The following is a 21,546-nucleotide window of genomic DNA, read 5'->3' on the forward strand; positions in this document are numbered from 1 at the left end:
CATACAGCTACGTACCGGACCTCACATGCGTACCGGACTCGCAACCGGCAGACGGCATGTACTGCACGTAGCACTCGACCCCGCGGAGTGAGTGGAGATGTCAGCGACGACGCCTCGTACGGCTCGTCCTGGCTGCCTTGGCCCGCTTTGCGGCGAACCTCACACCGCCCGGACTCTCACCGACCACCACACGCACCACGGTGGACATCGGGTCGACCACGCCCTCTCCGACATGCAGCACCTCGGTCTCCACCACTCCGAGCTTGCCCAGGGCCGCACGTGCCCCGGCGATCTCCTCCTCGGCGGTGTCCCCCTTGAGGGCCAGCATCTCCCCGTACGGACGCAACAGCGGAACGCCCCAGCCGGCCAGCCGGTCCAGCGGTGCCACGGCCCGGGCGGTCACCACGTGCACCGGCTGGAGCGAGCCCAGAACCTCCTCGGCCCGACCACGCACAACCGTCACATGGTCCAGGCCCAGCAGCTCCACCACTTCCTGGAGGAAATTCGTGCGCCGGAGCAGGGGTTCCAGCAAGGTGATCTCGAGGTCCGGGCGCACCAGCGCCAGCGGGATGCCGGGAAGGCCGGCCCCCGAGCCCACATCGCAGACCGTGACGCCCTCGGGCACGACCTCGGAGAGCACCGCGCAGTTCAGCAGATGCCGCTCCCACAGCCGCGGCACCTCACGCGGGCCGATCAGCCCCCGCTTCACCCCGGCGTCGGCCAGCAGTTCCGCGTAGCGGACAGCCTCCGGGAAGAACTCGCCGAAAACCGCCCGCGCCCCTTCGGGCGCCTGGGGAAGCTCTACTTCCGCCGTCACGGGAACCGTCCTTCCATACCGCACTACCGCACTGTGGGTGGCTGATCTATCAGGCTGACAAAGATCGGCCCCGCCTGCGAACAGACGGGGCCGACAGAACTAGGGTCCGGTCAGGCCGGGAGGACGACGACGAAGCGCTCCGGCTCCTCGCCCTCGGACTCGCTGCGCAGGCCGGCGGCCGCAACCGCGTCGTGCACGACCTTGCGCTCGAACGGCGTCATCGGGTCCAGCTTCACCGGCTCGCCGGTGCTCTTGACCTCATCCGCGGCCTTGGCACCCAGCTCGGCGAGCTCCGCCCGCTTCTTGGCCCGGAAGCCCGCGATGTCGAGCATCAGCCGGCTGCGGTCCCCGGTCTCCCGGTGAACGGCAAGCCGCGTCAGCTCCTGGAGCGCCTCCAGCACCTCACCGTCGCGGCCCACGAGCTTCTGCAGATCACGTGCCGAGTCGCTGATGATCGAGACCGCGGCCCGGTCCGCCTCGACATCCATGTCGATGTCGCCATCGAGGTCGGCGATGTCGAGCAGACCCTCAAGGTAGTCCGCTGCGATCTCGCCCTCCTGCTCAAGGCGGGTCAAGGTGTCGCTGCCCTCAGCGGCCGTGGAGGTGGTGCCTTCCGTCACGGATGGACTCCTTCTTACTTCTTGGACGGGTGCTTGGGCCGCTGCGGGCCCTTGCGCTGTCCGGACTTGGCTTGGCGTGAGGAGCCGGACGCGGGCTTGCCCGCCGGCTTGGACTTTTCGTCCTGTGCGGCATCCCGCTTCTGCAGGGAGGTCTTGGAACCCGACTCGGTGGAGTCGGCGTCCTTGGTCCCCGCCTGCGCGGTACCGGTCTGGCGCTGGGACTTGGTCTGGCGCTTGGGCTGCTGACGCCGCTGCGCGGCTCCGCCCTCGGCCTCGGCGGCAGCGGTGTCGCTCTTGACCACGGTGCCGTCCTCCTGGGCGGCGAGGCCCAGCTTGGCCAGCCCCGTGATGAACTTCCGCTCGATGTCATTGCGGTCCGGGCCCTTGGACACGATCCGCTTGACGGTGTTGCGCCGGGTCTTGCCGCGGACTTCGCCGTGAGCGGTGACGCTCTTCAGCAGACGTCCCAGGTAATGGTCCTGCGCCTTGCTGCCCGGGGTCGGGTTCTGGTTGATCACGTACATCTGCTGACCCATGGTCCAGACGTTGGTGGTCAGCCAGTAGACGAGGACACCGACGGGGAAGTTGATACCCATGACGGCGAAGATCACCGGGAAGATGTACATCAGCATCTTCTGCTGCTGCATGTACGGCGTCTTGACCGTCAGGTCGACGTTCTTCGTCATCAGCTGGCGCTGGGTGAAGAACTGCGAGGCCGACATCATCACGATCATGATCGCGGTAACGACCCGGACGTCGGTCAGAGAGGCGCCGAGCGCCTGGACCTTCTCCTCGCTGTCCATGAACTTGGCAGCGAGCGGAGCACCGAAGATGTGTGCCTGACGGGCGCTGTCGAGCAGCGCCTGGTCGATCTCACCGATCTTCTTGTTCGAGGCGATGGCCGACAGCACGTGGTACAGGGCGAAGAAGAACGGCGACTGCGCCAGGATGGGAAGGCACGAGGAGAGCGGGTTGGTACCCGTCTCCTTGTACAGCTTCATCATCTCTTCGGACTGACGCTGCTTGTCGCTCTTGTAGCGCTCCTGGATCGCCTTCATCTTCGGCTGGAGCACCTGCATGTTGCGGGTCGACTTGATCTGCTTGACGAAAAGCGGGATCAGGCAGATCCGGATCAACACCACCAGCGACACGATGGACAGGCCCCAGGCCCAGCCGGTGTCAGGGCCGAAGATCGCCCCGTACATCTTGTGGAACTGGACGATGACCCATGAGACGGGCCAGGTGATGAAGCTGAACAGACTGGCAATCGTGTCCACTAATCAGGCTCCTTGAGCATTGGGCGAAGTCTCTGCGGCCTGGCTCGGGGATTCGGAGACCGATCCCCGGACAGGCACATCAGCGGCGGAGTCCCCGCCCTTGCCACCGCGCATGGCATTACGCAGCAGTTCATGCCAACGCGGACGTTTGCGTGGTGGAACATGGTCCACGCCGCCGGGTGACCACGGATTGCACCGAAGGATGCGCCAGGCCGTCAGCGCGGTTCCCTTGATCGCTCCGTGCCGGTCGATCGCCGTATATCCGTAGTGGGAACACGACGGGTAGTAACGGCAGACAGGCCCGAGAAGTGGGCTGATCGTCCACTGATAAAGCTTGATAAGAGCCAGCAGCGGGTACTTCATCGCGCGCCCCCTCCCAGCAGCCGCTGCAAAGCGGCGTCCAGGTCTCGGGCCAGCTGTTCATGGTCGGCGTCGCCCGCTCCGGGCAGCGCTCGTACGACAACCAGGCTACCGGGGGGCAGCAGGGCAAGCCGTTCGCGGACCAGATGGCGAAGCCTGCGCTTCACGGCTGTGCGCACAACCGCTCCACCCACTGCTTTGCTGACAACGAAACCCGCACGCGGCGGGGGAACATTCTCCCCAGTCACGTGCGGGTCCGTTGCACCGCTGCGTAGATGAACGACGAGTAGCGGGCGGCCGGCCCGGCGTCCTCGGCGTACTGCGGTCGCGAAGTCCTCGCGCCGCCTCAGCCGATTCTCGGTAGGCAGCACGTCATGACCTGTATGCGATCAGGCGGACAGGTTGGCGCGACCCTTGCCACGGCGGGACGCGAGAATCGCGCGGCCGGCACGGGTGCGCATACGCAGCCGGAAGCCGTGGGTCTTCGCGCGGCGGCGGTTGTTCGGCTGGAAGGTGCGCTTGCTCACTAGGGGGCTCCAGAAATGACTCGTGTGTTGGCGGGACATCGCCTGGCTGTCACCGTGCGCCCACGAGAGACTCGCGTAAACGCTCTAGTGCACCGCTTCACAATCACAGATCGTGATCATTGCCCATCGGAGGCAGGCGGCAGCAGCCATCGACAACTCGACCTGGTCACGGTACGCGCGGCTACGCCATCCGGTCAAACCGGCTCCACAGCACCCCCCACTGTGCACAGGCTGTGGACAACAACTTGAACCACGCGGGTCGCCCTGACTACCGTGGCTGAGCTCCGGTTCTTTTCTTACTGCCTGCCGGTCCTCACCCGTCCCGACCCATCCCGTCCCGAGAACCACACATTCGTGGGACCAGCGAGAGAGCGTGCCCTGTGGCTGACGTACCTGCCGATCTTGCCGCAGTGTGGCCGCGAGTGCTGGAGCAACTCCTCGGGGAGGGCCAGCAGGGGATCGAGCCGAAGGACAAGCAGTGGATCGAGCGCTGCCAGCCGCTCGCCCTGGTCGCCGACACGGCGCTGCTCGCAGTACCCAATGAATGGGGCAAGCGCGTCCTGGAGGGCCGGCTCGCGCCGCTCATCAGCGAGACGCTGAGCCGCGAATGCGGCCGCCCCATCCGCATCGCGATCACCGTCGACGACTCCGCGGGCGAGCCGCCGAGCCCGCCCGCGCCTCCGATGCACCAGCCCCAGCAGCCTCAGCAGCACCGCTACCAGGGGCCGCAGCACGACGAACGGCAGCACAACGACGCGTACGACGGGTACGGACACCGGCCCTCCGACGACGGCATGCCGACCGCCCGGCCGGCCTACCCCGACTACCAGCAGCAGCGCCCCGAACCCGGCGCGTGGCCGCGCACCCAGGAGGACCTTTCCTGGCAGCAGCCGCGGCTCGGCGGATTCCAGGACCGCGAGGCCCCCGCGGAGCAGTGGCGCGAGCCGTACGCCGGCGGCCGCCAGCAGCCGCAGCGCGACTACCGGCCGCAGCCGCCCGAGCGCCAGGGTTACGAGCGGCAGCGCGCCGAGCACCACGACATGCAGGAGCCCCAGCACCGGCAGGGCGGCGCCGGCACCGGACGGCCCGGCGGCGCCACCGGGCCGATGGGCTCGCAGCCCACTCCCACGCCCGGACCCGGCGAGCCGGCGGCACGGCTGAATCCGAAGTACCTCTTCGACACCTTCGTCATCGGCGCGTCCAACCGGTTCGCGCACGCGGCCGCGGTCGCGGTCGCCGAAGCCCCCGCCAAGGCGTACAACCCGCTCTTCATCTACGGGGAGTCCGGGCTCGGCAAGACCCACCTGCTGCACGCCATCGGGCACTACGCCCGCAGCCTCTACCCCGGCACCCGGGTGCGGTACGTGAGCTCCGAGGAGTTCACCAACGAGTTCATCAACTCGATCCGCGACGGCAAGGGCGACACCTTCCGCAAGCGGTACCGGGACGTGGACATCCTGCTCGTCGACGACATCCAGTTCCTGGCGAGCAAGGAGTCGACGCAGGAGGAGTTCTTCCACACCTTCAACACTCTGCACAACGCGAACAAGCAGATCGTGCTGTCCTCCGACCGGCCGCCCAAGCAGCTGGTGACCCTGGAGGACCGGTTGCGGAACCGTTTCGAGTGGGGCCTGACCACCGATGTGCAGCCGCCCGAGCTGGAGACGCGGATCGCGATCCTCCGTAAGAAGGCGGTGCAGGAGCAGCTCAACGCCCCGCCGGAGGTACTGGAGTTCATCGCCTCCCGCATCTCCCGGAACATCAGGGAGCTGGAGGGGGCGCTGATCCGGGTCACGGCCTTCGCCAGCCTCAACCGGCAGCCGGTGGACCTCGGACTGACCGAGCACGTGCTGAAGGACCTGATCCCGGGAGGCGAGGACTCGGCCCCGGAGATCACGGCGACGGCCATCATGGCCTCGACGGCGGACTACTTCGGTCTCACGGTGGACGATCTCTGCGGGACCTCGCGCAGCCGGGTGCTGGTGACGGCCCGCCAGATCGCCATGTACCTCTGCCGGGAGCTCACCGATCTCTCGCTGCCCAAGATCGGCGCGCAGTTCGGAGGCCGCGACCATACGACGGTGATGCACGCGGACCGCAAGATCCGCGCGCTGATGGCGGAGCGGCGCTCCATCTACAACCAGGTCACCGAGCTCACCAACCGCATCAAGAACGGCTGACGCACCGCACGCGCCGGAAGGGCGCCCGAGCAACCCTCGACAGGGTTTCTCGGGCGCCCTTTCCGTTGTCCGGAGAGCAACCCGGAATCAGCCCCGAGCCGGCTCAGAGCCGGTCCTCAGCCGGTCCTCAGTCGGCCTTCAGCCGGTCGTCAGCCAGCCCCGAGCCGGTCCTGAGACCGCCCTGAACCGGCCCTGAGACCTCCTGAATGCCGCCTCGGAGCCGTCCGCAGCCGCCTCAGCCCCCGCCCCGAGACCCGCCCCCGAGCCGCTGCCGCCGGTCCGACGCCGCCGCGGTGTTCGAATACCTGCCGCTGACCGCCGGTTCTCCACAGATCTGGGGAGTTTTCTTCCTCCACAGCCTGGGGATCCGGAAGTTGTCCATATTGCTTCCACAGGGGCGACTGCCGATACTCCATCAGGCCAGGTCAAGGGGTTGGGGATTTGTGGTCAACAATGATCCACAGCCTGTGGACAAAATATTCGTCCACAGGGCGTGGATGAAGTTGTCCACCGGCGACCCACAGGCCGAGCCGTCTTGTCCCCAGCTCCGCGCCGCTTCTCCACACCTCTGTCCACTGTTCGGCAACGCGGCACCGCCTTTCACCGCGCCGAGTGAAAGGCGTCACACCAAGAGGGTCGGTTGGGCTGTGGGGAACCTGGGTAAAGCTGGGGACAGCCCTGGGGAGAAACCCCCCTGTCCTGTGCATCGGGTGTGCAGAACTTTCCTGTGTCCACAGAAGCGCCGTGTTGTCCACCGGTGCCACCCACAGGGGCAGTGGATAAAAAACATGACCTGACCTGCGGAAACGACGTTATCCACGGTTTCCACAGGCCCTACTACTACTGCCACATAGAGTTAGCCCGGAATCCGCTTCGAAGTGGGGCCTGTGCACAACTCGGCGCCGGAGCTCTCCGAACCTCTTGTCGCGACTTGACCCCGAGCAGCACCGAGTGTCGGTGCCGTACGTCAGACTGGTCCCCGGCGTCCTCGCTGCCTCGGCGGCAAAAGACGCGATCAGACGACGAAGGCCAGCAGGGCGAGCGAGCAACAGCAGGAGGCGGTTCCGGTGAAGATCCGGGTGGAGCGCGATGTACTCGCGGAGGCTGTGGCCTGGGTGGCCCGTAGCCTCCCGGCCCGTCCGCCGGCGCCCGTTCTTGCGGGCCTTCTGCTGAAGGCTGAGGACGGCGCCCTCAGCTTCTCCAGCTTCGACTACGAGGTCTCGGCCCGGGTCTCGGTGGACGCCGAGGTCGAGGAGGACGGCACGGTGCTGGTCTCCGGCCGGCTGCTCGCCGACATCTGCCGCGCCCTCCCCAACCGCCCGGTGGAGATTTCCACAGACGGTGTACGGGCGACCGTGGTCTGCGGCTCCTCGCGATTCACACTCCACACCCTTCCTGTGGAGGAGTACCCGGCACTCCCCGAGATGCCGACCGCGACCGGCACGGTCCCCGGCGAGGTCTTCGCCTCGGCCGCCGCCCAGGTCGCCATCGCCGCGGGCCGCGACGACACGCTGCCGGTGCTGACCGGTGTGCGGATCGAGATCGAGGGCGACACCGTCACCCTGGCCTCGACCGACCGCTACCGCTTCGCGGTCCGCGAGTTCCTCTGGAAGCCGGAGAACCCGGACGCCTCCGCGGTCGCCCTGGTGCCCGCCAAGACGCTGCTGGACACCGCCAAGGCCCTGACCAGCGGTGACACGGTCACCCTGGCGCTGTCCGGCTCTGGTGCCGGTGAGGGGCTGATCGGTTTCGAGGGCGCCGGCCGGCGTACGACCACACGGCTGCTCGAAGGTGATCTGCCGAAGTACCGCACGCTCTTCCCCACCGAGTTCAACTCGGTCGCGGTCATCGAGACGGCGCCGTTCGTCGAGGCCGTCAAGCGCGTGGCCCTCGTCGCCGAGCGGAACACCCCGGTGCGGCTCAGCTTCGAGCAGGGCGTGCTGATCCTGGAGGCCGGTTCCAGCGACGACGCACAGGCTGTGGAGCGGGTCGACGCGGTGCTGGAGGGCGACGACATCTCGATCGCCTTCAACCCGACCTTCCTGCTGGACGGGCTGAGCGCGATCGACTCCCCGGTCGCCCAGCTCTCGTTCACGACGTCCACCAAGCCCGCGCTGCTCAGCGGCCGCCCGGCCGTGGACGCCGAGGCGGACGACGCGTACAAGTACCTGATCATGCCGGTCCGCCTCTCCGGCTGATCCGCCTCCCCGGCCGATCCGGTCAACGGTCCTGTCACGGCGGTTCCCGACGGGCACGCTCGGCGCCGAGCATGCCCGTCGATCCGTCCCCGGCCGGGCGTAGGCTCGTCCTCGGGTACGAATCGGCACAACGCTTAAGGAATCTCTGATGGAGCTCGGTCTCGTCGGCCTCGGCAAGATGGGCGGCAACATGCGCGAGCGCATCCGCCGCGCAGGCCACACCGTCATCGGTTACGACCGCAACCCGGACGTCTCCGATGTCCACAGCCTCGAAGAGCTTGTGGGCAAGCTGAAGGGCCCCCGGGTCGTCTGGGTCATGGTTCCGGCCGGCGCCCCGACCCAGGCCACCATCGACGAGCTCGCCGGTCTCCTCTCGCCCGGCGACATCGTCGTGGACGGCGGGAACTCCCGCTGGACCGACGACGAGAAGCACGCGGTCGAGCTGGGCATCAAGGGCATCGGCTTCGTGGACTGCGGCGTCTCCGGCGGCGTCTGGGGCCTGGAGAACGGTTACGCGCTGATGTACGGCGGCGACGCCGAGAACGTGGCGAAGGTCCAGCCGGTCTTCGACGCGCTGAAGCCCGAGGGCGACTTCGGTTCCGTCCACGCGGGCAAGGTCGGCGCCGGCCACTTCGCGAAGATGGTCCACAACGGCATCGAGTACGCCATGATGCAGGCCTACGCCGAGGGCTGGGAGCTCCTGGAGAAGGTCGACTCCGTCACCGATGTGCGCGAGGTCTTCCGCTCCTGGCAGGAGGGCACGGTCATCCGTTCCTGGCTGCTCGACCTGGCGGTCAACGCGCTGGACGACGACGAGCACCTCGACAAGCTGCGCGGCTTCGCCGCCGACTCCGGCGAGGGCCGGTGGACGGTGGAGGCCGCGATCGACAACGCGGTGCCGCTGCCCGCGATCACCGCGTCGCTCTTCGCGCGTTTCGCCTCGCGCCAGGACGACTCCCCGCAGATGAAGATGATCGCCGCGCTGCGCAACCAGTTCGGTGGCCACGCGGTCGAGAACAAGAAGTAGCGCGACGGGAAGCGGGCCGGGCCACGGCGGCCGGTCCGCTCCACGAAGCACGGAGCAGGAAGCCGGGAAGGTCGGCGTACACCCATGCATGTCACGCATCTCTCGCTGGCCGACTTCCGCTCGTACGCCCGGGTCGAGGTACCTCTCGAACCGGGCGTCACCGCTTTCGTGGGGGCCAACGGCCAGGGCAAGACGAATCTGGTCGAGGCGGTCGGCTATCTCGCGACGCTCGGCAGCCACCGGGTCTCCTCCGACGCGCCGCTGGTGCGGATGGGCGCCGACCGGGCCGTGATCCGCGCCGCCGTGACACAGGGGGAGCGTTCGCAGCTGATCGAGCTGGAGCTCAATCCCGGCAAGGCCAACCGGGCGCGTATCAATAGATCGTCGCAGGTCAGGCCCCGTGACGTGCTGGGGATAGTACGTACGGTGCTGTTCGCGCCGGAGGATCTGGCGCTGGTCAAGGGCGACCCCGGGGAGCGCCGGCGCTTCCTCGACGAGCTGGTCACGGCCCGTTCGCCGCGGATGGCCGGGGTGCGCTCGGACTACGAGCGGGTGCTGAAGCAGCGCAACACCCTGCTGAAGTCGGCGGCGATGGCGCGCCGGCACGGCGGCCGGTCAATGGACCTGTCCACGCTCGACGTGTGGGACCAGCACCTGGGCCGGGTGGGCGCGGAGCTGCTGGCGCAGCGGCTGGATCTGATCGCCACTCTTCGGCCGCTGGCGGACAAGGCGTACGCGGATGTCGCGCCGGGCGGCGGCCCGTTGACGCTGGAGTATCGCAGCTCGGTGGGGCCGGGCGTGGAGTCCGCGCGTACCCGTGAGGAGCTGTACGAGCAGTTGATCGCCGCCCTGGCGGAGGTCCGCAAGCAGGAGATCGAGCGGGGCGTGACGCTGGTCGGGCCGCACCGCGACGATCTGCTGCTGGGGCTGCGGTCCATGCCGGCCAAGGGGTACGCGAGCCATGGCGAGTCCTGGTCGTACGCGCTGGCGCTGCGGCTGGCCTCGTACGATCTGCTGCGCAGCGAGGGCAACGAGCCGGTGCTGGTGCTGGACGACGTCTTCGCGGAGCTGGACTCCCGGCGCCGGGAGCGGCTGGCCGAGCTGGTGGCCCCGGGTGAGCAGGTGCTGGTGACGGCCGCGGTGGACGACGACGTTCCGGGGGTGCTGGCGGGGACCCGGTTCGCGGTGTCCGCGGGTGAGGTGGAGCGGCTGTGACCGGCCGCGGCGACGGAGCCGGGGAGCCGGGCCAGGAGCGTGCCGGCGGGGACAAGGCTCCGGAGCCCTCGGGCGTGGACCTGGCGCGGGTCGCCCTGCGCGCGGCGAAGGAGCAGGCGCGGGCGCGCGGCGCCGCCGCGCAGCAGAAGAAGCAGGCCCGGCGGGGCGGCGGGCTGCGGTCGGGCGCGCGGGCCGACGGGCGTGATCCGCTGCCGCTGGGCTCCGCGATCAACCGGCTGATCACCGAGCGCGGCTGGGAGACCCCGGCGGCGGTGGGCGGGGTCATGGGGCGCTGGCCGCAGATCGTGGGTGAAGATCTGGCCAAACATTGTGTGCCTTTGAAGTACGACGAGGACCCGGACGAGCGGGTGCTGACGGTGCAGTGCGACTCGACGGCGTGGGCGACGCAGCTGCGGCTGCTGGCGCCCCAGCTGGTGGCCCGGCTGAACGCGGACCTCGGGCAGGGCACGGTCAGGTTGATCAAGGTGCTGGGGCCCGGTGGCCCGCAGCGCAGGTTCGGTCCGCTGCGGGCGCCGGGGAGTACCGGCCCGGGCGACACATACGGCTGACCTGCGCTTTTCCCGTGGCTGACCGGCGTCCGGGCTGTTCTCGGGCGTTGTATGGACCCCCTTCCCGGCTCTGCCGCGGCTGCGTGCTGTCCGCCCGGGACGCTTGTCCGCCGGGTCCGTGTTGTACGGGTCTGCGGTGGTTGAAACCACGCGGTGAGAGTGGGGTGTCCCTCACGGTAGCGGGAGGTTGACAGGCCGAAGCGCTCAAGGCCCGTGTGAGCCTCCTGAAGGCCCTTCCCGAATATGGGGAGTCGTCAGCCGCTCATTCAGGGCGGCACATGCGTACTCAGGTACCGGCAAACCCCCATTCATGTCGGCGCTACCGGTAGACTGATGGACAATCCCGCATCCTTGCGGGAGTCGTCGATACAAGCCGAACGACGCAGCCGCTCCCGTTTGCCCGGAGAACGGCCTGTGCTGTGCCAGAAAGGGCGCTTCGTGGCCGATTCCGGCAACCCCAACGAGAACATTCCGTCCACACCCGGTGAGAGCGCCGAGGTCACCGCCTCCGGCGAGGCGGTCGGCTCGGGCGAGGCCACGTCCTCGTACGACGCCAGCGCGATCACCGTCCTTGAGGGTCTGGACGCGGTCCGCAAGCGACCTGGCATGTACATCGGTTCGACCGGTGAGCGCGGCCTCCACCACCTCGTGTACGAGGTCGTCGACAACTCGGTCGATGAGGCTCTGGCCGGGCACGCGGACACGATCGACGTCACGATCCTCGCCGACGGTGGGGTCCGCGTGATCGACAACGGCCGAGGCATCCCGGTCGGCATCGTGCCGTCGGAGAAGAAGCCCGCGGTCGAGGTCGTGCTGACGGTGCTGCACGCCGGCGGCAAGTTCGGAGGGGGCGGCTACGCCGTCTCCGGCGGTCTGCACGGTGTCGGTGTCTCCGTGGTCAACGCGCTGTCGTCGCGGGTCTCGGTCGAGGTCCGGACGGACGGTTACCGCTGGACCCAGGACTACAAGCTCGGTGTGCCGACCGCTCCGCTGGCCCGTAACGAGGCCACCGAGGAGACAGGCACGTCCGTCACCTTCTGGGCCGACGGGGACATCTTCGAGACGACCGAGTACTCCTTCGAGACCCTGTCGCGCCGCTTCCAGGAGATGGCGTTCCTCAACAAGGGTCTGACGATCAAGCTCACCGACGAGCGCGAGTCGGCGAAGGCGACGCTGGGCGCGGAGGTCGCCGAGGTGGCCGAGGTCGCCGAGGCGGAGCAGGCCCGCACGGTCATGTACCACTACGAGGGCGGCATCGTCGACTTCGTGAAGTACCTGAACTCCCGCAAGGGCGATGTCATCCACCAGTCGGTGATCGACATCGAGGCCGAGGACAAGGAGCGCCTCCTCTCGGCCGAGATCGCCATGCAGTGGAACACGCAGTACAGCGAGGGCGTCTACTCCTTCGCGAACACGATCCACACGCATGAGGGCGGTACCCACGAGGAGGGCTTCCGCGCCGCGCTGACCACGCTGGTCAACAAGTACGCGCGCGAGAAGAAGCTGCTGCGCGAGAAGGACGACAACCTCACGGGCGACGACATCCGCGAGGGTCTGACGGCGATCATCTCGGTGAAGCTGGGCGAGCCGCAGTTCGAGGGCCAGACGAAGACCAAGCTGGGCAACACGGAGGCGAAGACCTTCGTCCAGAAGGTCGTCCACGAGCAGCTCACGGACTGGTTCGACCGCAATCCGAACGAGGCGGCCGACATCATCCGCAAGGGCATCTCGGCGGCCACGGCCCGCGTCGCGGCCCGCAAGGCGCGTGATCTGACCCGTCGCAAGGGGCTCCTGGAGAGCGCCTCGCTGCCGGGCAAGCTGAGCGACTGCCAGTCCAACGACCCGACGAAGTGCGAGATCTTCATCGTCGAGGGCGACTCCGCCGGTGGTTCGGCGAAGTCCGGCCGTAATCCGATGTACCAGGCGATCCTGCCGATCCGCGGCAAGATCCTGAACGTCGAGAAGGCCCGGGTCGACAAGATCCTCCAGAACACCGAGGTCCAGGCGCTGATCTCGGCCTTCGGTACCGGGGTCCACGAGGACTTCGACATCGAGAAGCTGCGCTATCACAAGATCATCCTGATGGCGGACGCCGACGTCGACGGTCAGCACATCAACACCCTGCTGCTGACGTTCCTCTTCCGCTTCATGCGTCCGCTGGTCGAGGCCGGCCACGTGTACCTCTCCCGCCCGCCGCTCTACAAGATCAAGTGGGGCCGGGACGACTTCGAGTACGCGTACTCGGACCGGGAGCGCGACGCCCTGGTCGAGCTGGGCAAGCAGAACGGCAAGCGGATCAAGGAAGACTCGATCCAGCGCTTCAAGGGTCTCGGCGAGATGAACGCCGAGGAGCTGCGCGTCACCACGATGGACATCGACCACCGGGTTCTCGGCCAGGTCACGCTGGACGACGCGGCGCAGGCCGACGACCTCTTCTCGGTGCTGATGGGCGAGGACGTCGAGGCGCGGCGCTCGTTCATCCAGCGCAACGCCAAGGACGTCCGCTTCCTCGACATCTGAGTCGGCCGTACCAGCAAGCCGCCGCCCGAAAGGACTTTGACCAGCAATGGCCGACGAGAACACCCCTGTGACACCCGAAGAGGAGCCCGCCGCCGCGGTGGGCATGCGTGTCGAGCCCGTGGGGCTCGAAACGGAGATGCAGCGCTCCTACCTCGACTACGCGATGTCCGTCATCGTCTCGCGTGCGCTGCCGGACGTACGGGACGGTCTCAAGCCCGTCCACCGCCGGGTGCTGTACGCAATGTACGACGGCGGCTACCGGCCCGAGAAGGGCTTCTACAAGTGCGCCCGTGTCGTCGGTGACGTCATGGGTACGTACCACCCGCACGGTGACTCGTCGATCTACGACGCTCTGGTGCGTCTGGCGCAGCACTGGTCGATGCGCATGCCGCTGGTGGACTCCAACGGCAACTTCGGTTCTCCGGGCAACGACCCGGCCGCCGCCATGCGGTACACCGAGTGCAAGATGATGCCGCTGTCCATGGAGATGGTCCGGGACATCGACGAGGAGACCGTCGACTTCCAGGACAACTACGACGGCCGCAACCAGGAGCCGACGGTCCTGCCGGCGCGCTTCCCGAACCTGCTGGTCAACGGTTCGGCGGGGATCGCGGTCGGCATGGCGACCAACATCCCGCCGCACAACCTGCGCGAGGTCGCGGCCGGTGCGCAGTGGTACCTGGAGCACCCGGAGGCCTCGCAGGAGGAGCTCCTGGAGGCGCTCATCGAGCGGATCAAGGGCCCGGACTTCCCGACCGGCGCGCTCGTCGTGGGCCGCAAGGGCATCGAGGAGGCGTACCGCACCGGCCGTGGCTCGATCACGATGCGCGCGGTCGTCTCCGTCGAGGAGATCCAGAACCGGCAGTGCCTGGTCGTCACGGAGCTTCCGTACCAGACCAACCCCGACAACCTCGCGCAGAAGATCGCCGACCTGGTGAAGGACGGCAAGGTCGGCGGGATCGCGGACGTCCGTGACGAGACGTCGTCGCGTACCGGTCAGCGCCTGGTCGTCGTGCTGAAGCGGGACGCGGTCGCCAAGGTCGTACTGAACAACCTGTACAAGCACACCGACCTGCAGTCGAACTTCGGCGCCAACATGCTGGCGCTGGTCGACGGGGTGCCGCGCACGCTGTCGATCGACGCGTTCATCCGCCACTGGGTGACGCACCAGATCGAGGTCATCGTCCGGCGTACGAAGTTCCGGCTGCGCAAGGCCGAGGAGCGGGCGCACATCCTGCGCGGTCTGCTCAAGGCGCTGGACGCGATCGACGAGGTCATCGCGCTCATCCGGCGCAGCCAGACGGTCGAGGTGGCGCGCGAGGGCCTGATGGGCCTGCTGGAGATCGACGAGATCCAGGCGAACGCCATCCTGGAGATGCAGCTGCGCCGACTGGCCGCGCTGGAGCACCAGAAGATCACCGCCGAGCACGACGAGCTCCAGGCGAAGATCAACGAGTACAACGCGATCCTGGTGTCGCCCGAGCGGCAGCGGAAGATCGTCAGCGAGGAGCTGGCGGCGATCGTCGAGAAGTTCGGCGACGACCGGCGTTCCAAGCTGGTGCCCTTCGACGGTGACATGTCCATCGAGGACCTGATCGCCGAGGAGGACATCGTCGTCACGATCTCGCGCGGCGGCTATGTGAAGCGCACCAAGACGGACGACTACCGCTCGCAGAAGCGCGGCGGCAAGGGTGTGCGCGGTACGAAGCTCAAGGAAGACGACATCGTCGACCACTTCTTCGTGTCGACGACGCACCACTGGCTGCTGTTCTTCACCAACAAGGGCCGGGTCTACCGGGCGAAGGCGTACGAGCTCCCGGACGCCGGCCGCGACGCCCGCGGTCAGCACGTCGCCAACCTGCTGGCCTTCCAGCCGGACGAGCAGATCGCGCAGATCCTGGCGATCCGCGACTACGAGGCCGCGCCCTATCTGATCCTGGCCACGAAGGGCGGTCTGGTGAAGAAGACCGCGCTCAAGGACTACGACTCGCCGCGTTCCGGTGGCGTCATCGCGATCAACCTCCGGGAGATGGCGGACGGCGCCGAAGGCACCGCCGACGAGCTGATCGGTGCGGAGCTGGTTTCGGCCGAGGACGACCTGCTGCTCATCAGCAAGAAGGCCCAGTCGATCAGGTTCACCGCGACGGACGATGCGCTGCGCCCGATGGGCCGTGCTACCTCGGGTGTCAAGGGCATGAGTTTCCGCGAGGGCGACGAACTGCTCTCGATGAATGTTGTCCGGCCGGGTACGTTCGTGTTCACTGCCACCGACGGTGGGTACGCGAAGCGGACCCCTGTCGACGAGTACCGGGTTCAGGGCCGTGGCGGTCTGGGCATCAAGGCTGCCAAGATCGTCGAGGACCGGGGCTCACTGGTCGGTGCGCTGGTGGTCGAGGAGACGGACGAGATTCTCGCCATCACGCTCGGCGGTGGTGTGATTCGCACGCGAGTCAATGAAGTCAGGGAGACGGGCCGTGACACCATGGGCGTCCAACTGATCAATCTGGGCAAGCGCGATGCCGTTGTCGGTATTGCCCGTAACGCCGAAGCCGGTCGTGAGGCCGAAGAGGTCGAGGGGTCCGAGGACTCCGAGCCCGCTGCGGCGGAGGGTGCCGAGAGCACGGTCGAGGGCAATGTCGAAGGCACGTCGCCTTCGGCCGGGGAGCACGAGGAGTAGAGCGTGAGTGGAGCCACGGGCGCCGGTTCGGCCGCTTCCGGAGCAGGAGCGAACGGTGCCCGTGGCCCTGCCACGGACTCCCGAGGGGGCATTGTGACGGATTCCCGGGGGCCTCAGCCCCAGTACGAGGGCTATGCGACCGGGCCGTTGCCGGGTGAGCGTGAGCCCGCGCCGGCGCAGGCGAGCGGGCCGTACCACCCGCCGCAGGCGTATCCCTCGCCCGCGGGCGGGACCCAGGGCGGCCGGCCGCAGGGCACACAGGGCGGTGCGCAGGGCGCCGCGCAGGCGTCCCGGCGGCCGCGGACGGGGGCGCGGACGACCCCGCGTACCCGCAAGGCACGGCTGCGGGTGGCCAAGGCCGATCCGTGGTCGGTGATGAAGGTCAGCTTCCTGCTCTCCATCGCGCTCGGCATCTGCACGGTGGTGGCGTCCGCGGTGCTGTGGATGGTGATGGACGCGATGGGCGTTTTCTCCACCGTGGGCGGCACGATCAGCGAGGCCACCGGTTCGAACGAGGGCAACGGCTTCGATCTCCAGTCGTTCCTGTCGCTGCCGAGGGTGCTCATCTTCACCTCGGTCATCGCGGTCATCGACGTGGTCCTGGCGACCGCGCTGGCGACGCTGGGCTCCTTCATCTACAACTTGTCGGCGGGTTTCGTGGGCGGTATCGAGCTCACGCTGGCCGAGGACGAGTAGGGCGCCCGGTATCGATTTTGGGACTGGCCCCGACGTGCGCTAATCTTCAGAAGTCAGCGCAGCAGCGCGGCGGGGCTATAGCTCAGTTGGTTAGAGCGCATCCCTGATAAGGATGAGGCCACAGGTTCAAATCCTGTTAGCCCCACCAGCACGAAGGCCCCTCACCGGAAACGGTGGGGGGCCTTCGGCATTGCGGCCGGCATTACGGCTGACGGCCATGACCGGCGTAAGTAGGTTGGCCGCAATGCCCTCCGTACTTGTTGTCGGTTACGACCCGCAGGCACTGCCCGGTACCGACGCGGAGACCGTTCGCGCGGCTCTCGACGGGTCGCTGAAGCGGTTCGCCGAGATCGGGGTCGAAGCGGCCATGACGCTGGTCGTGTTCGACGAGTCCGCCGAGCCCGCGCTCGTCGCGTCGCTGACCGAGCGTCCGCGGGACGTGGTGGTCGTCGGGGGCGGGATCCGCAAGACCGAGCAACTGCTGCCGCTCTTCGAGCAGATCGTGAATCTGATCCGCCGCCATGCGCCGCAGGCCGCCATCGCGTTCAACACCGGTGCCGCCGATACCGTCGAGGCGGCGCAGCGCCGGCTCGGGTAGCCGAGAAGGCTGCTGAGGGCACGGAGAAGCCCCCGTCCGGTGTGAACCGGCCCGGGGGCTCAGTGGGTCAGTGGAGCGGCTCTCAGGGGGGCAGCAGGGACGCGTCCCCCGCCGGGGCACCGTGGCTGGTGCGGGCGGCGTTCCTGGTATCCGTGGTGTCCGCGGCATCCGCGGACAGATGGCGGGTGGCGGGCGAGGAGCCGTGTGCCTCGGCGCGGATGCGCTGCTTCATCGTGGGTGGCAGCGCCCGGTCGCGCGGAAGGGTCCATCGCACCGACGGGGTGGTCGCGGTTGCCGCGGTCGAACCCGTGTGCTCCTGGTTCGTGGTGGTCGGCTCCGTGGCGCTCTGCTCCGTGGCCGCCGCCGGGGTGCTCATGAATCCCAGCGCGGCGAGCAGGGCGAAGAGGGCGGTGACGAAGGCGGTCCAGATGCTCTTGGGCTTGAAGGTGCTCATGGCCCCTCGCTTTCGGGTGGTCCGGTTTGCTTACCTTTCTGATGATGTGGATGTGGCTCCCGATTTCATGGACCGACGCCACCGATCCGCCGATCTTCGGATGAACACCACTCGTATGGTTCAACCGGAGTTGACGGGCTCGTACCGGACCGAGGGCCGGGCCCGTTCCGCCGGGCCGGAGCGCTCTTCGGAGGGCCGCTCCTCCCCGGGCGCCAGTTGGGTCGCGGGCAGGTCACCGGTTGATATCGGCCGGTGTGTATAGTCGGGCGGCAGAAGTCCCCTACGTCAAGGAAAGACGAGGTCGCGCGGTGAAGAAGCTTCTCCTGGTCGCACTGGCCGCCATCGGCGGGCTCCTCGTGTACCGCCAGATCCAGGCGGATCGCGCCGAGCAGGATCTGTGGACGGAGGCGACTGACTCCGTGCCCGCAGGTTCGGGTGTGTGAGACAGAACAGCCTGATTGCGGGCCCCGGTCGCTGAGCGGCCGGGGCTTCGTGCTGTTGCGGGACCGTGACACCTGCGCTCTTGAGTTCACCTGAGCAAATCAATACGTTGCGTGAGCAAAGTATCCGGGTGGGTCGAGGGGGCACGGGTGAAGGCACGGGACCGATTTCGTGGCGCGGTCGCGGCGGCGTGGATCGGCGGGGCGCCGCTCGCCCTGGTCGCGGGCGCGACACCGGCCGTGGCGGCGCCCCCGGGCGGTGCGGCCGCCGGACCGGAGCCGTCCGGGGCCGACCGGAACGGCGGTCTGGTCATGGTCCTCGACTCGTCCGGCTCCATGGCGGACGACGACGGCACGGGGCGCTCCCGCATGGAGAGCGCCCGTACGGCCGTCGGGACCGTCGTCGACGGCCTTCCCGACGGGTATCCGACCGGGCTGCGGGTGTACGGAGCCGACCGCGCCCGGGGCTGCACGGACACCCGGCTGGTGAGGCCGGTGCGCGGACTCGACCGGGTGGCCCTGAAGCGGGCCGTGGCGGCCGTACGGCCCCGGGGTGACACCCCCATCGGTCTGTCGCTGCGGAAGGCCGCCCAGGACCTTCCGCGGCCCTCGGTCGGCGCCGTCGGCACGCGTACGGTCCTGCTGGTCTCCGACGGCGAGGACAACTGCGGTGCGCCGGGGCCCTGCGAGGTCGCCGAGCAGCTCGGCAAGGAGGTCCCCGGGCTGCGGAGAGTTGTGAGGGGCGCGGCCCGCGAGCAGCTCGAATGCGTCGCGGCGGCGGGCAACGGCCGCTATTACGACGCGCCGGACGCCGATTCGCTGGCCAGGCAGCTCCAGCGGGCCTCACAACTCTCCGCGGACGGCTACCGGTTCCGCGGCGAGCGGGTCGCGGGCACGGCGACGGGCGCGGAGGCACCCGTGCTCGTACCGGGGCAGTACCTCGACACCATCGGGCCGGGCGAGAAGCGGTACTACGCGGTCGACCTGGACGACGTCTCGACGGCGGACTTCTCGGTCACGGCGGCGCCGCAGGCCGGGGCGGCCGTCGACACCTTCGACGCGATGCGTACCAGCATCGCGTACGGCGCTGACAATTCCTGCGGTTCGGAGACCGCGCTTTCTCCAGAAGGAGGGGGCGACCCCGCTGACCTCGGCGATCGCCCGCGTCCCCTCGGTGCGGGGCGCGGGCCCCTGCGACCGGGCGGGGCGGTACTGGCTGGTGATCGAGCGGGAGAGCAAGAAGGGCTCCGACGCCGCGCGTTGGCCGCTCGAACTCGTCCACGCGGTGGAGCGGCCCCTGAAGGAGGGCGTCGTGCCCGCCCAGTCGCGGCCGGAGTACGGCAAGGGCGGCGAGGGGGCCGTGCTGCCCTCGACCGGATCCTCCCGGCGCAGACCCGCTGGTACAAGGTCCCGGCCGGCTGGGGCCAGCAGGTGCGCTACGACGTGGAGTTCGCGAACGAGCCCATGGTGGAGCGGGGCGGCTCCACGTACTCGTACGGGGCGACGCAGCTGTTCACGCCGGCCCGGTTCCCGCTCACCGGGGGCGGCGAGTTCACCCCCCGACGACGATGTACAGCGGCCGGCCGGCGGCGATCAGGATGGGCGGCGTACCGGTCGCCTGGACCAACCGCTACGAAAACGCCTCCCAGGTCCGGCCCGTGCACGCCGGAGGCGACTTCTACATCTCGGTGACGCTGGGGGCGCGGGCCGCGGACATGGTACGGAACGCGCGGATCGGTGTGGTGCTGCGGGTGTCGGTCCTCGGCGACGAGTTGGCCGGGCCCGAGCACAACGCCCCTGTCGCAGCCGGGAAGGCGGGCGGGGCTGTGGACAAGAATATGGACAACAAGGGCAATTCGAGCGGTGCCGGAGACAGCGACGGTACGGGCGGGGCAGGATGGACCGGCATTGGGGCCGCTGCCGGGGCGGGCGCCGTGGTGGTGGTGATCGCAGGGCTCGTGTTCGTACGCGGGCGTCGCGGGCGGACCGCACAGACGACGAGGGGAAGCGCGTGATGAGGCAGCGCAACAGGGGCCGGGTGGCGCTGGCCGCGGTCGCGGCGATGTGCGCGGCGGTGGCGCTGCCGGGGCAGGCGTACGCGGCCGGGGAGCCCGCCGCGTACACCTTCGATCCCGAGGCGAAGAAGGTCGACGGCGCGGAGGCCAGCACCGACGCGTCGGCGCTGACGCCGGGATCGGTCTACCGGAGTTCGATCAAGCCCGGCCAGAAGCTCTACTACCGCCTGAATCTCGACGCGAGGACGAACGGCTACGTCTCGGCGGTGGCCGTGCCCAGGGGGGCCGGCCAGGTCGCCTACGGGGACGGCGTCACGGTCAGCATCCGCGACAGCTCGGACCTCCAGTGCGGTTCGCAGGACGCCCGGTTCGAGTCGGCGGAGTTCCCGCGCCCGATCGCGGCGTACGCCTACCGGACCGTGGCGAAGGGCAGCAGCACCTGCCAGGAAGCCGGCACGTACAACGTCCTGATCGAGCGGGAGAGCAAGGAGACCTCCGCCCCCGACGAGTGGGATCTGGAGCTGCGCTACGAGTCGGAGCCGCAGTTGAAGTCGGCCGGTTCGATGCCGACCGACGCGCCGGAGAACTGGCCGTCGGCCTCGCCCGTGCCGCCCACCACCGCCCCGCAGAAGCGGTCCGGCGGCACCAGCTACTACGACGCGACCGGCCTGGAGACCGGCGAGTGGAAGGAGGAGGGCGGCATCAGGCCGGGACAGACCCTCTTCTACCGCGTGCCGGTGGACTGGGGCCAGCAGATCTTCGCCACCGCCACCCTGAGCAACAACAACGCCTCGGACAAGTACATCGGCAGCGCGCTCGCACTGTCCCTGGACAATCCGGCGCACGGCCACGTCGACTCCGCGTCGCCGCTCTCGTACTCCGGCAAGCCCACGTCCGTCTCGCTGGATCCGCTGCCCCCGGTGAAGTACGAGAACCGGTACGACTCCACCAGCAGCGTCAGCGCCATGCGGTTCGCCGGCTGGTACTACCTGTCGGTGACGCTCAGCCCGGAGATCGCGAAGTCGTACGGCAAGAAGGGGATTCCGCTGACCCTCAGCGTCAAGGTCGAGGGGGCGGCCGGGAAGTCGCCGTACGCGGGGGACGCCGGGGTCTTCTCGGTCACGCAGGACGACAGGGACATGGCAGAGAAGGGCCTGGCCGGCCCGCAGGCGGCCAGGAACGACCGGATGAAGATGATCGGCGCGGCCGGGATCGGCACGGGTTCGGTGCTGGTGCTCGGGCTCGGGGTGTGGACGCTGCTGGCCCGGCGCCGCGCCGCCACCGCCCCCGCGGCCCCGTCCGGCGGCAGCCTGCCGTACGGGGGCCCGCCGCAGGCCTGGTAGCCGAGGAGGGGCC

At 68.7% G+C, this 21,546-nt stretch carries 20 protein-coding genes and 1 tRNA gene; 14 read left to right on the plus strand and 7 right to left on the minus strand.

Annotation, left to right across the window (positions count from 1 at the left end; translation table 11 throughout):
• Positions 1-100 precede the first annotated feature (100 nt).
• The 6 genes from rsmG to rpmH form a co-directional block, all read right to left on the minus strand.
• Positions 101-817 (minus strand): 16S rRNA (guanine(527)-N(7))-methyltransferase RsmG, encoded by a 717-nt coding sequence (rsmG, locus tag ABZ622_RS07365; RefSeq protein ID WP_360541280.1) that lies wholly within the window; start codon positions 815-817, stop codon positions 101-103.
• A gap of 110 nt (positions 818-927) precedes the next feature.
• On the minus strand, positions 928-1,437 hold the full coding sequence (locus tag ABZ622_RS07370; RefSeq protein ID WP_124719874.1) for a R3H domain-containing nucleic acid-binding protein: 510 nt from the start codon (positions 1,435-1,437) through the stop codon (positions 928-930).
• Positions 1,438-1,451: 14 nt separating this feature from the next.
• A complete protein-coding gene (gene yidC, locus ABZ622_RS07375) occupies positions 1,452-2,714 on the minus strand; it encodes a membrane protein insertase YidC (protein WP_360541282.1) in 1,263 nt (420 codons plus the stop codon).
• A 3-nt stretch (positions 2,715-2,717) separates the two neighbouring features.
• Positions 2,718-3,077, minus strand: a complete 360-nt coding sequence (gene yidD, locus ABZ622_RS07380; protein ID WP_124719872.1) for a membrane protein insertion efficiency factor YidD — start codon at positions 3,075-3,077, stop codon at positions 2,718-2,720.
• Positions 3,074-3,445, minus strand: coding sequence for a ribonuclease P protein component (rnpA, locus tag ABZ622_RS07385; protein WP_360541284.1), 372 nt, complete (start codon positions 3,443-3,445; stop codon positions 3,074-3,076). Before rnpA ends, yidD begins: the two co-directional genes overlap by 4 nt.
• An 18-nt stretch (positions 3,446-3,463) precedes the next feature.
• On the minus strand, positions 3,464-3,601 hold the full coding sequence (gene rpmH / locus ABZ622_RS07390) for a 50S ribosomal protein L34 (protein ID WP_030930485.1): 138 nt from the start codon (positions 3,599-3,601) through the stop codon (positions 3,464-3,466).
• A gap of 380 nt (positions 3,602-3,981) precedes the next feature.
• Here rpmH and dnaA point away from each other — a divergent pair, with 380 nt between their 5' ends.
• From dnaA to ABZ622_RS07440, 10 genes are all read left to right on the plus strand, one after another.
• Positions 3,982-5,781 (plus strand): chromosomal replication initiator protein DnaA, encoded by a 1,800-nt coding sequence (gene dnaA, locus ABZ622_RS07395; protein WP_360541286.1) that lies wholly within the window; start codon positions 3,982-3,984, stop codon positions 5,779-5,781.
• A gap of 1,067 nt (positions 5,782-6,848) precedes the next feature.
• On the plus strand, positions 6,849-7,979 hold the full coding sequence (gene dnaN, locus ABZ622_RS07400) for a DNA polymerase III subunit beta (protein WP_072487582.1): 1,131 nt from the start codon (positions 6,849-6,851) through the stop codon (positions 7,977-7,979).
• A gap of 148 nt (positions 7,980-8,127) precedes the next feature.
• A complete protein-coding gene (gene gnd / locus ABZ622_RS07405; protein WP_093895043.1) occupies positions 8,128-9,006 on the plus strand; it encodes a phosphogluconate dehydrogenase (NAD(+)-dependent, decarboxylating) in 879 nt (292 codons plus the stop codon).
• Between the two features lie 84 nt (positions 9,007-9,090).
• Positions 9,091-10,221: a DNA replication/repair protein RecF gene (gene recF / locus ABZ622_RS07410; protein ID WP_360541289.1), complete on the plus strand. Its 1,131-nt coding sequence runs from the start codon at positions 9,091-9,093 to the stop codon at positions 10,219-10,221.
• The gene (locus ABZ622_RS07415; protein ID WP_360541291.1) at positions 10,218-10,790 is read left to right on the plus strand and encodes a DciA family protein; all 573 of its coding nucleotides are present in this window, start codon (positions 10,218-10,220) and stop codon (positions 10,788-10,790) included. The genes recF and ABZ622_RS07415 overlap by 4 nt, the downstream gene beginning before the upstream one ends.
• Positions 10,791-11,204: 414 nt before the next feature.
• Positions 11,205-13,310, plus strand: coding sequence for a DNA topoisomerase (ATP-hydrolyzing) subunit B (gene gyrB / locus ABZ622_RS07420; protein WP_360541293.1), 2,106 nt, complete (start codon positions 11,205-11,207; stop codon positions 13,308-13,310).
• A gap of 46 nt (positions 13,311-13,356) precedes the next feature.
• Positions 13,357-15,987, plus strand: a complete 2,631-nt coding sequence (gene gyrA, locus ABZ622_RS07425) for a DNA gyrase subunit A (protein WP_360541295.1) — start codon at positions 13,357-13,359, stop codon at positions 15,985-15,987.
• A 93-nt stretch (positions 15,988-16,080) separates the two neighbouring features.
• A complete protein-coding gene (locus ABZ622_RS07430; protein WP_360541297.1) occupies positions 16,081-16,683 on the plus strand; it encodes a DUF3566 domain-containing protein in 603 nt (200 codons plus the stop codon).
• A 71-nt stretch (positions 16,684-16,754) separates the two neighbouring features.
• Positions 16,755-16,831 (plus strand) — tRNA-Ile (locus ABZ622_RS07435).
• A 96-nt stretch (positions 16,832-16,927) separates the two neighbouring features.
• Positions 16,928-17,281, plus strand: coding sequence for a hypothetical protein (locus ABZ622_RS07440; RefSeq protein WP_360541299.1), 354 nt, complete (start codon positions 16,928-16,930; stop codon positions 17,279-17,281).
• A gap of 82 nt (positions 17,282-17,363) precedes the next feature.
• Here ABZ622_RS07440 and ABZ622_RS07445 read toward each other — a convergent pair whose 3' ends face one another.
• Positions 17,364-17,735 carry a DUF6344 domain-containing protein gene (locus ABZ622_RS07445; RefSeq protein WP_360541301.1) on the minus strand — a complete coding sequence of 124 codons (372 nt, stop codon included), beginning with the start codon at positions 17,733-17,735 and terminating at the stop codon, positions 17,364-17,366.
• 308 nt (positions 17,736-18,043) lie between these two features.
• Between ABZ622_RS07445 and ABZ622_RS07450 the strand changes: the two genes are divergently transcribed.
• From ABZ622_RS07450 to ABZ622_RS07465, 4 genes are all read left to right on the plus strand, one after another.
• Positions 18,044-18,178 carry a DLW-39 family protein gene (locus ABZ622_RS07450; RefSeq protein ID WP_003958712.1) on the plus strand — a complete coding sequence of 45 codons (135 nt, stop codon included), beginning with the start codon at positions 18,044-18,046 and terminating at the stop codon, positions 18,176-18,178.
• A 111-nt stretch (positions 18,179-18,289) separates the two neighbouring features.
• Positions 18,290-19,867 (plus strand): VWA domain-containing protein, encoded by a 1,578-nt coding sequence (locus ABZ622_RS07455; protein ID WP_360541303.1) that lies wholly within the window; start codon positions 18,290-18,292, stop codon positions 19,865-19,867.
• Positions 19,834-20,190, plus strand: a complete 357-nt coding sequence (locus ABZ622_RS07460; RefSeq protein WP_360541305.1) for a hypothetical protein — start codon at positions 19,834-19,836, stop codon at positions 20,188-20,190. The genes ABZ622_RS07455 and ABZ622_RS07460 overlap by 34 nt, the downstream gene beginning before the upstream one ends.
• Complete coding sequence (locus ABZ622_RS07465; protein ID WP_360541307.1) at positions 20,190-21,533, plus strand: hypothetical protein; 1,344 nt, start codon at positions 20,190-20,192, stop codon at positions 21,531-21,533. The genes ABZ622_RS07460 and ABZ622_RS07465 overlap by 1 nt, the downstream gene beginning before the upstream one ends.
• Positions 21,534-21,546 lie beyond the last annotated feature (13 nt).

The organism is Streptomyces sp. NPDC007164 (assembly GCF_040634135.1).
GTDB classification, from domain to species: Bacteria; Actinomycetota; Actinomycetes; order Streptomycetales; family Streptomycetaceae; genus Streptomyces; species Streptomyces sanglieri.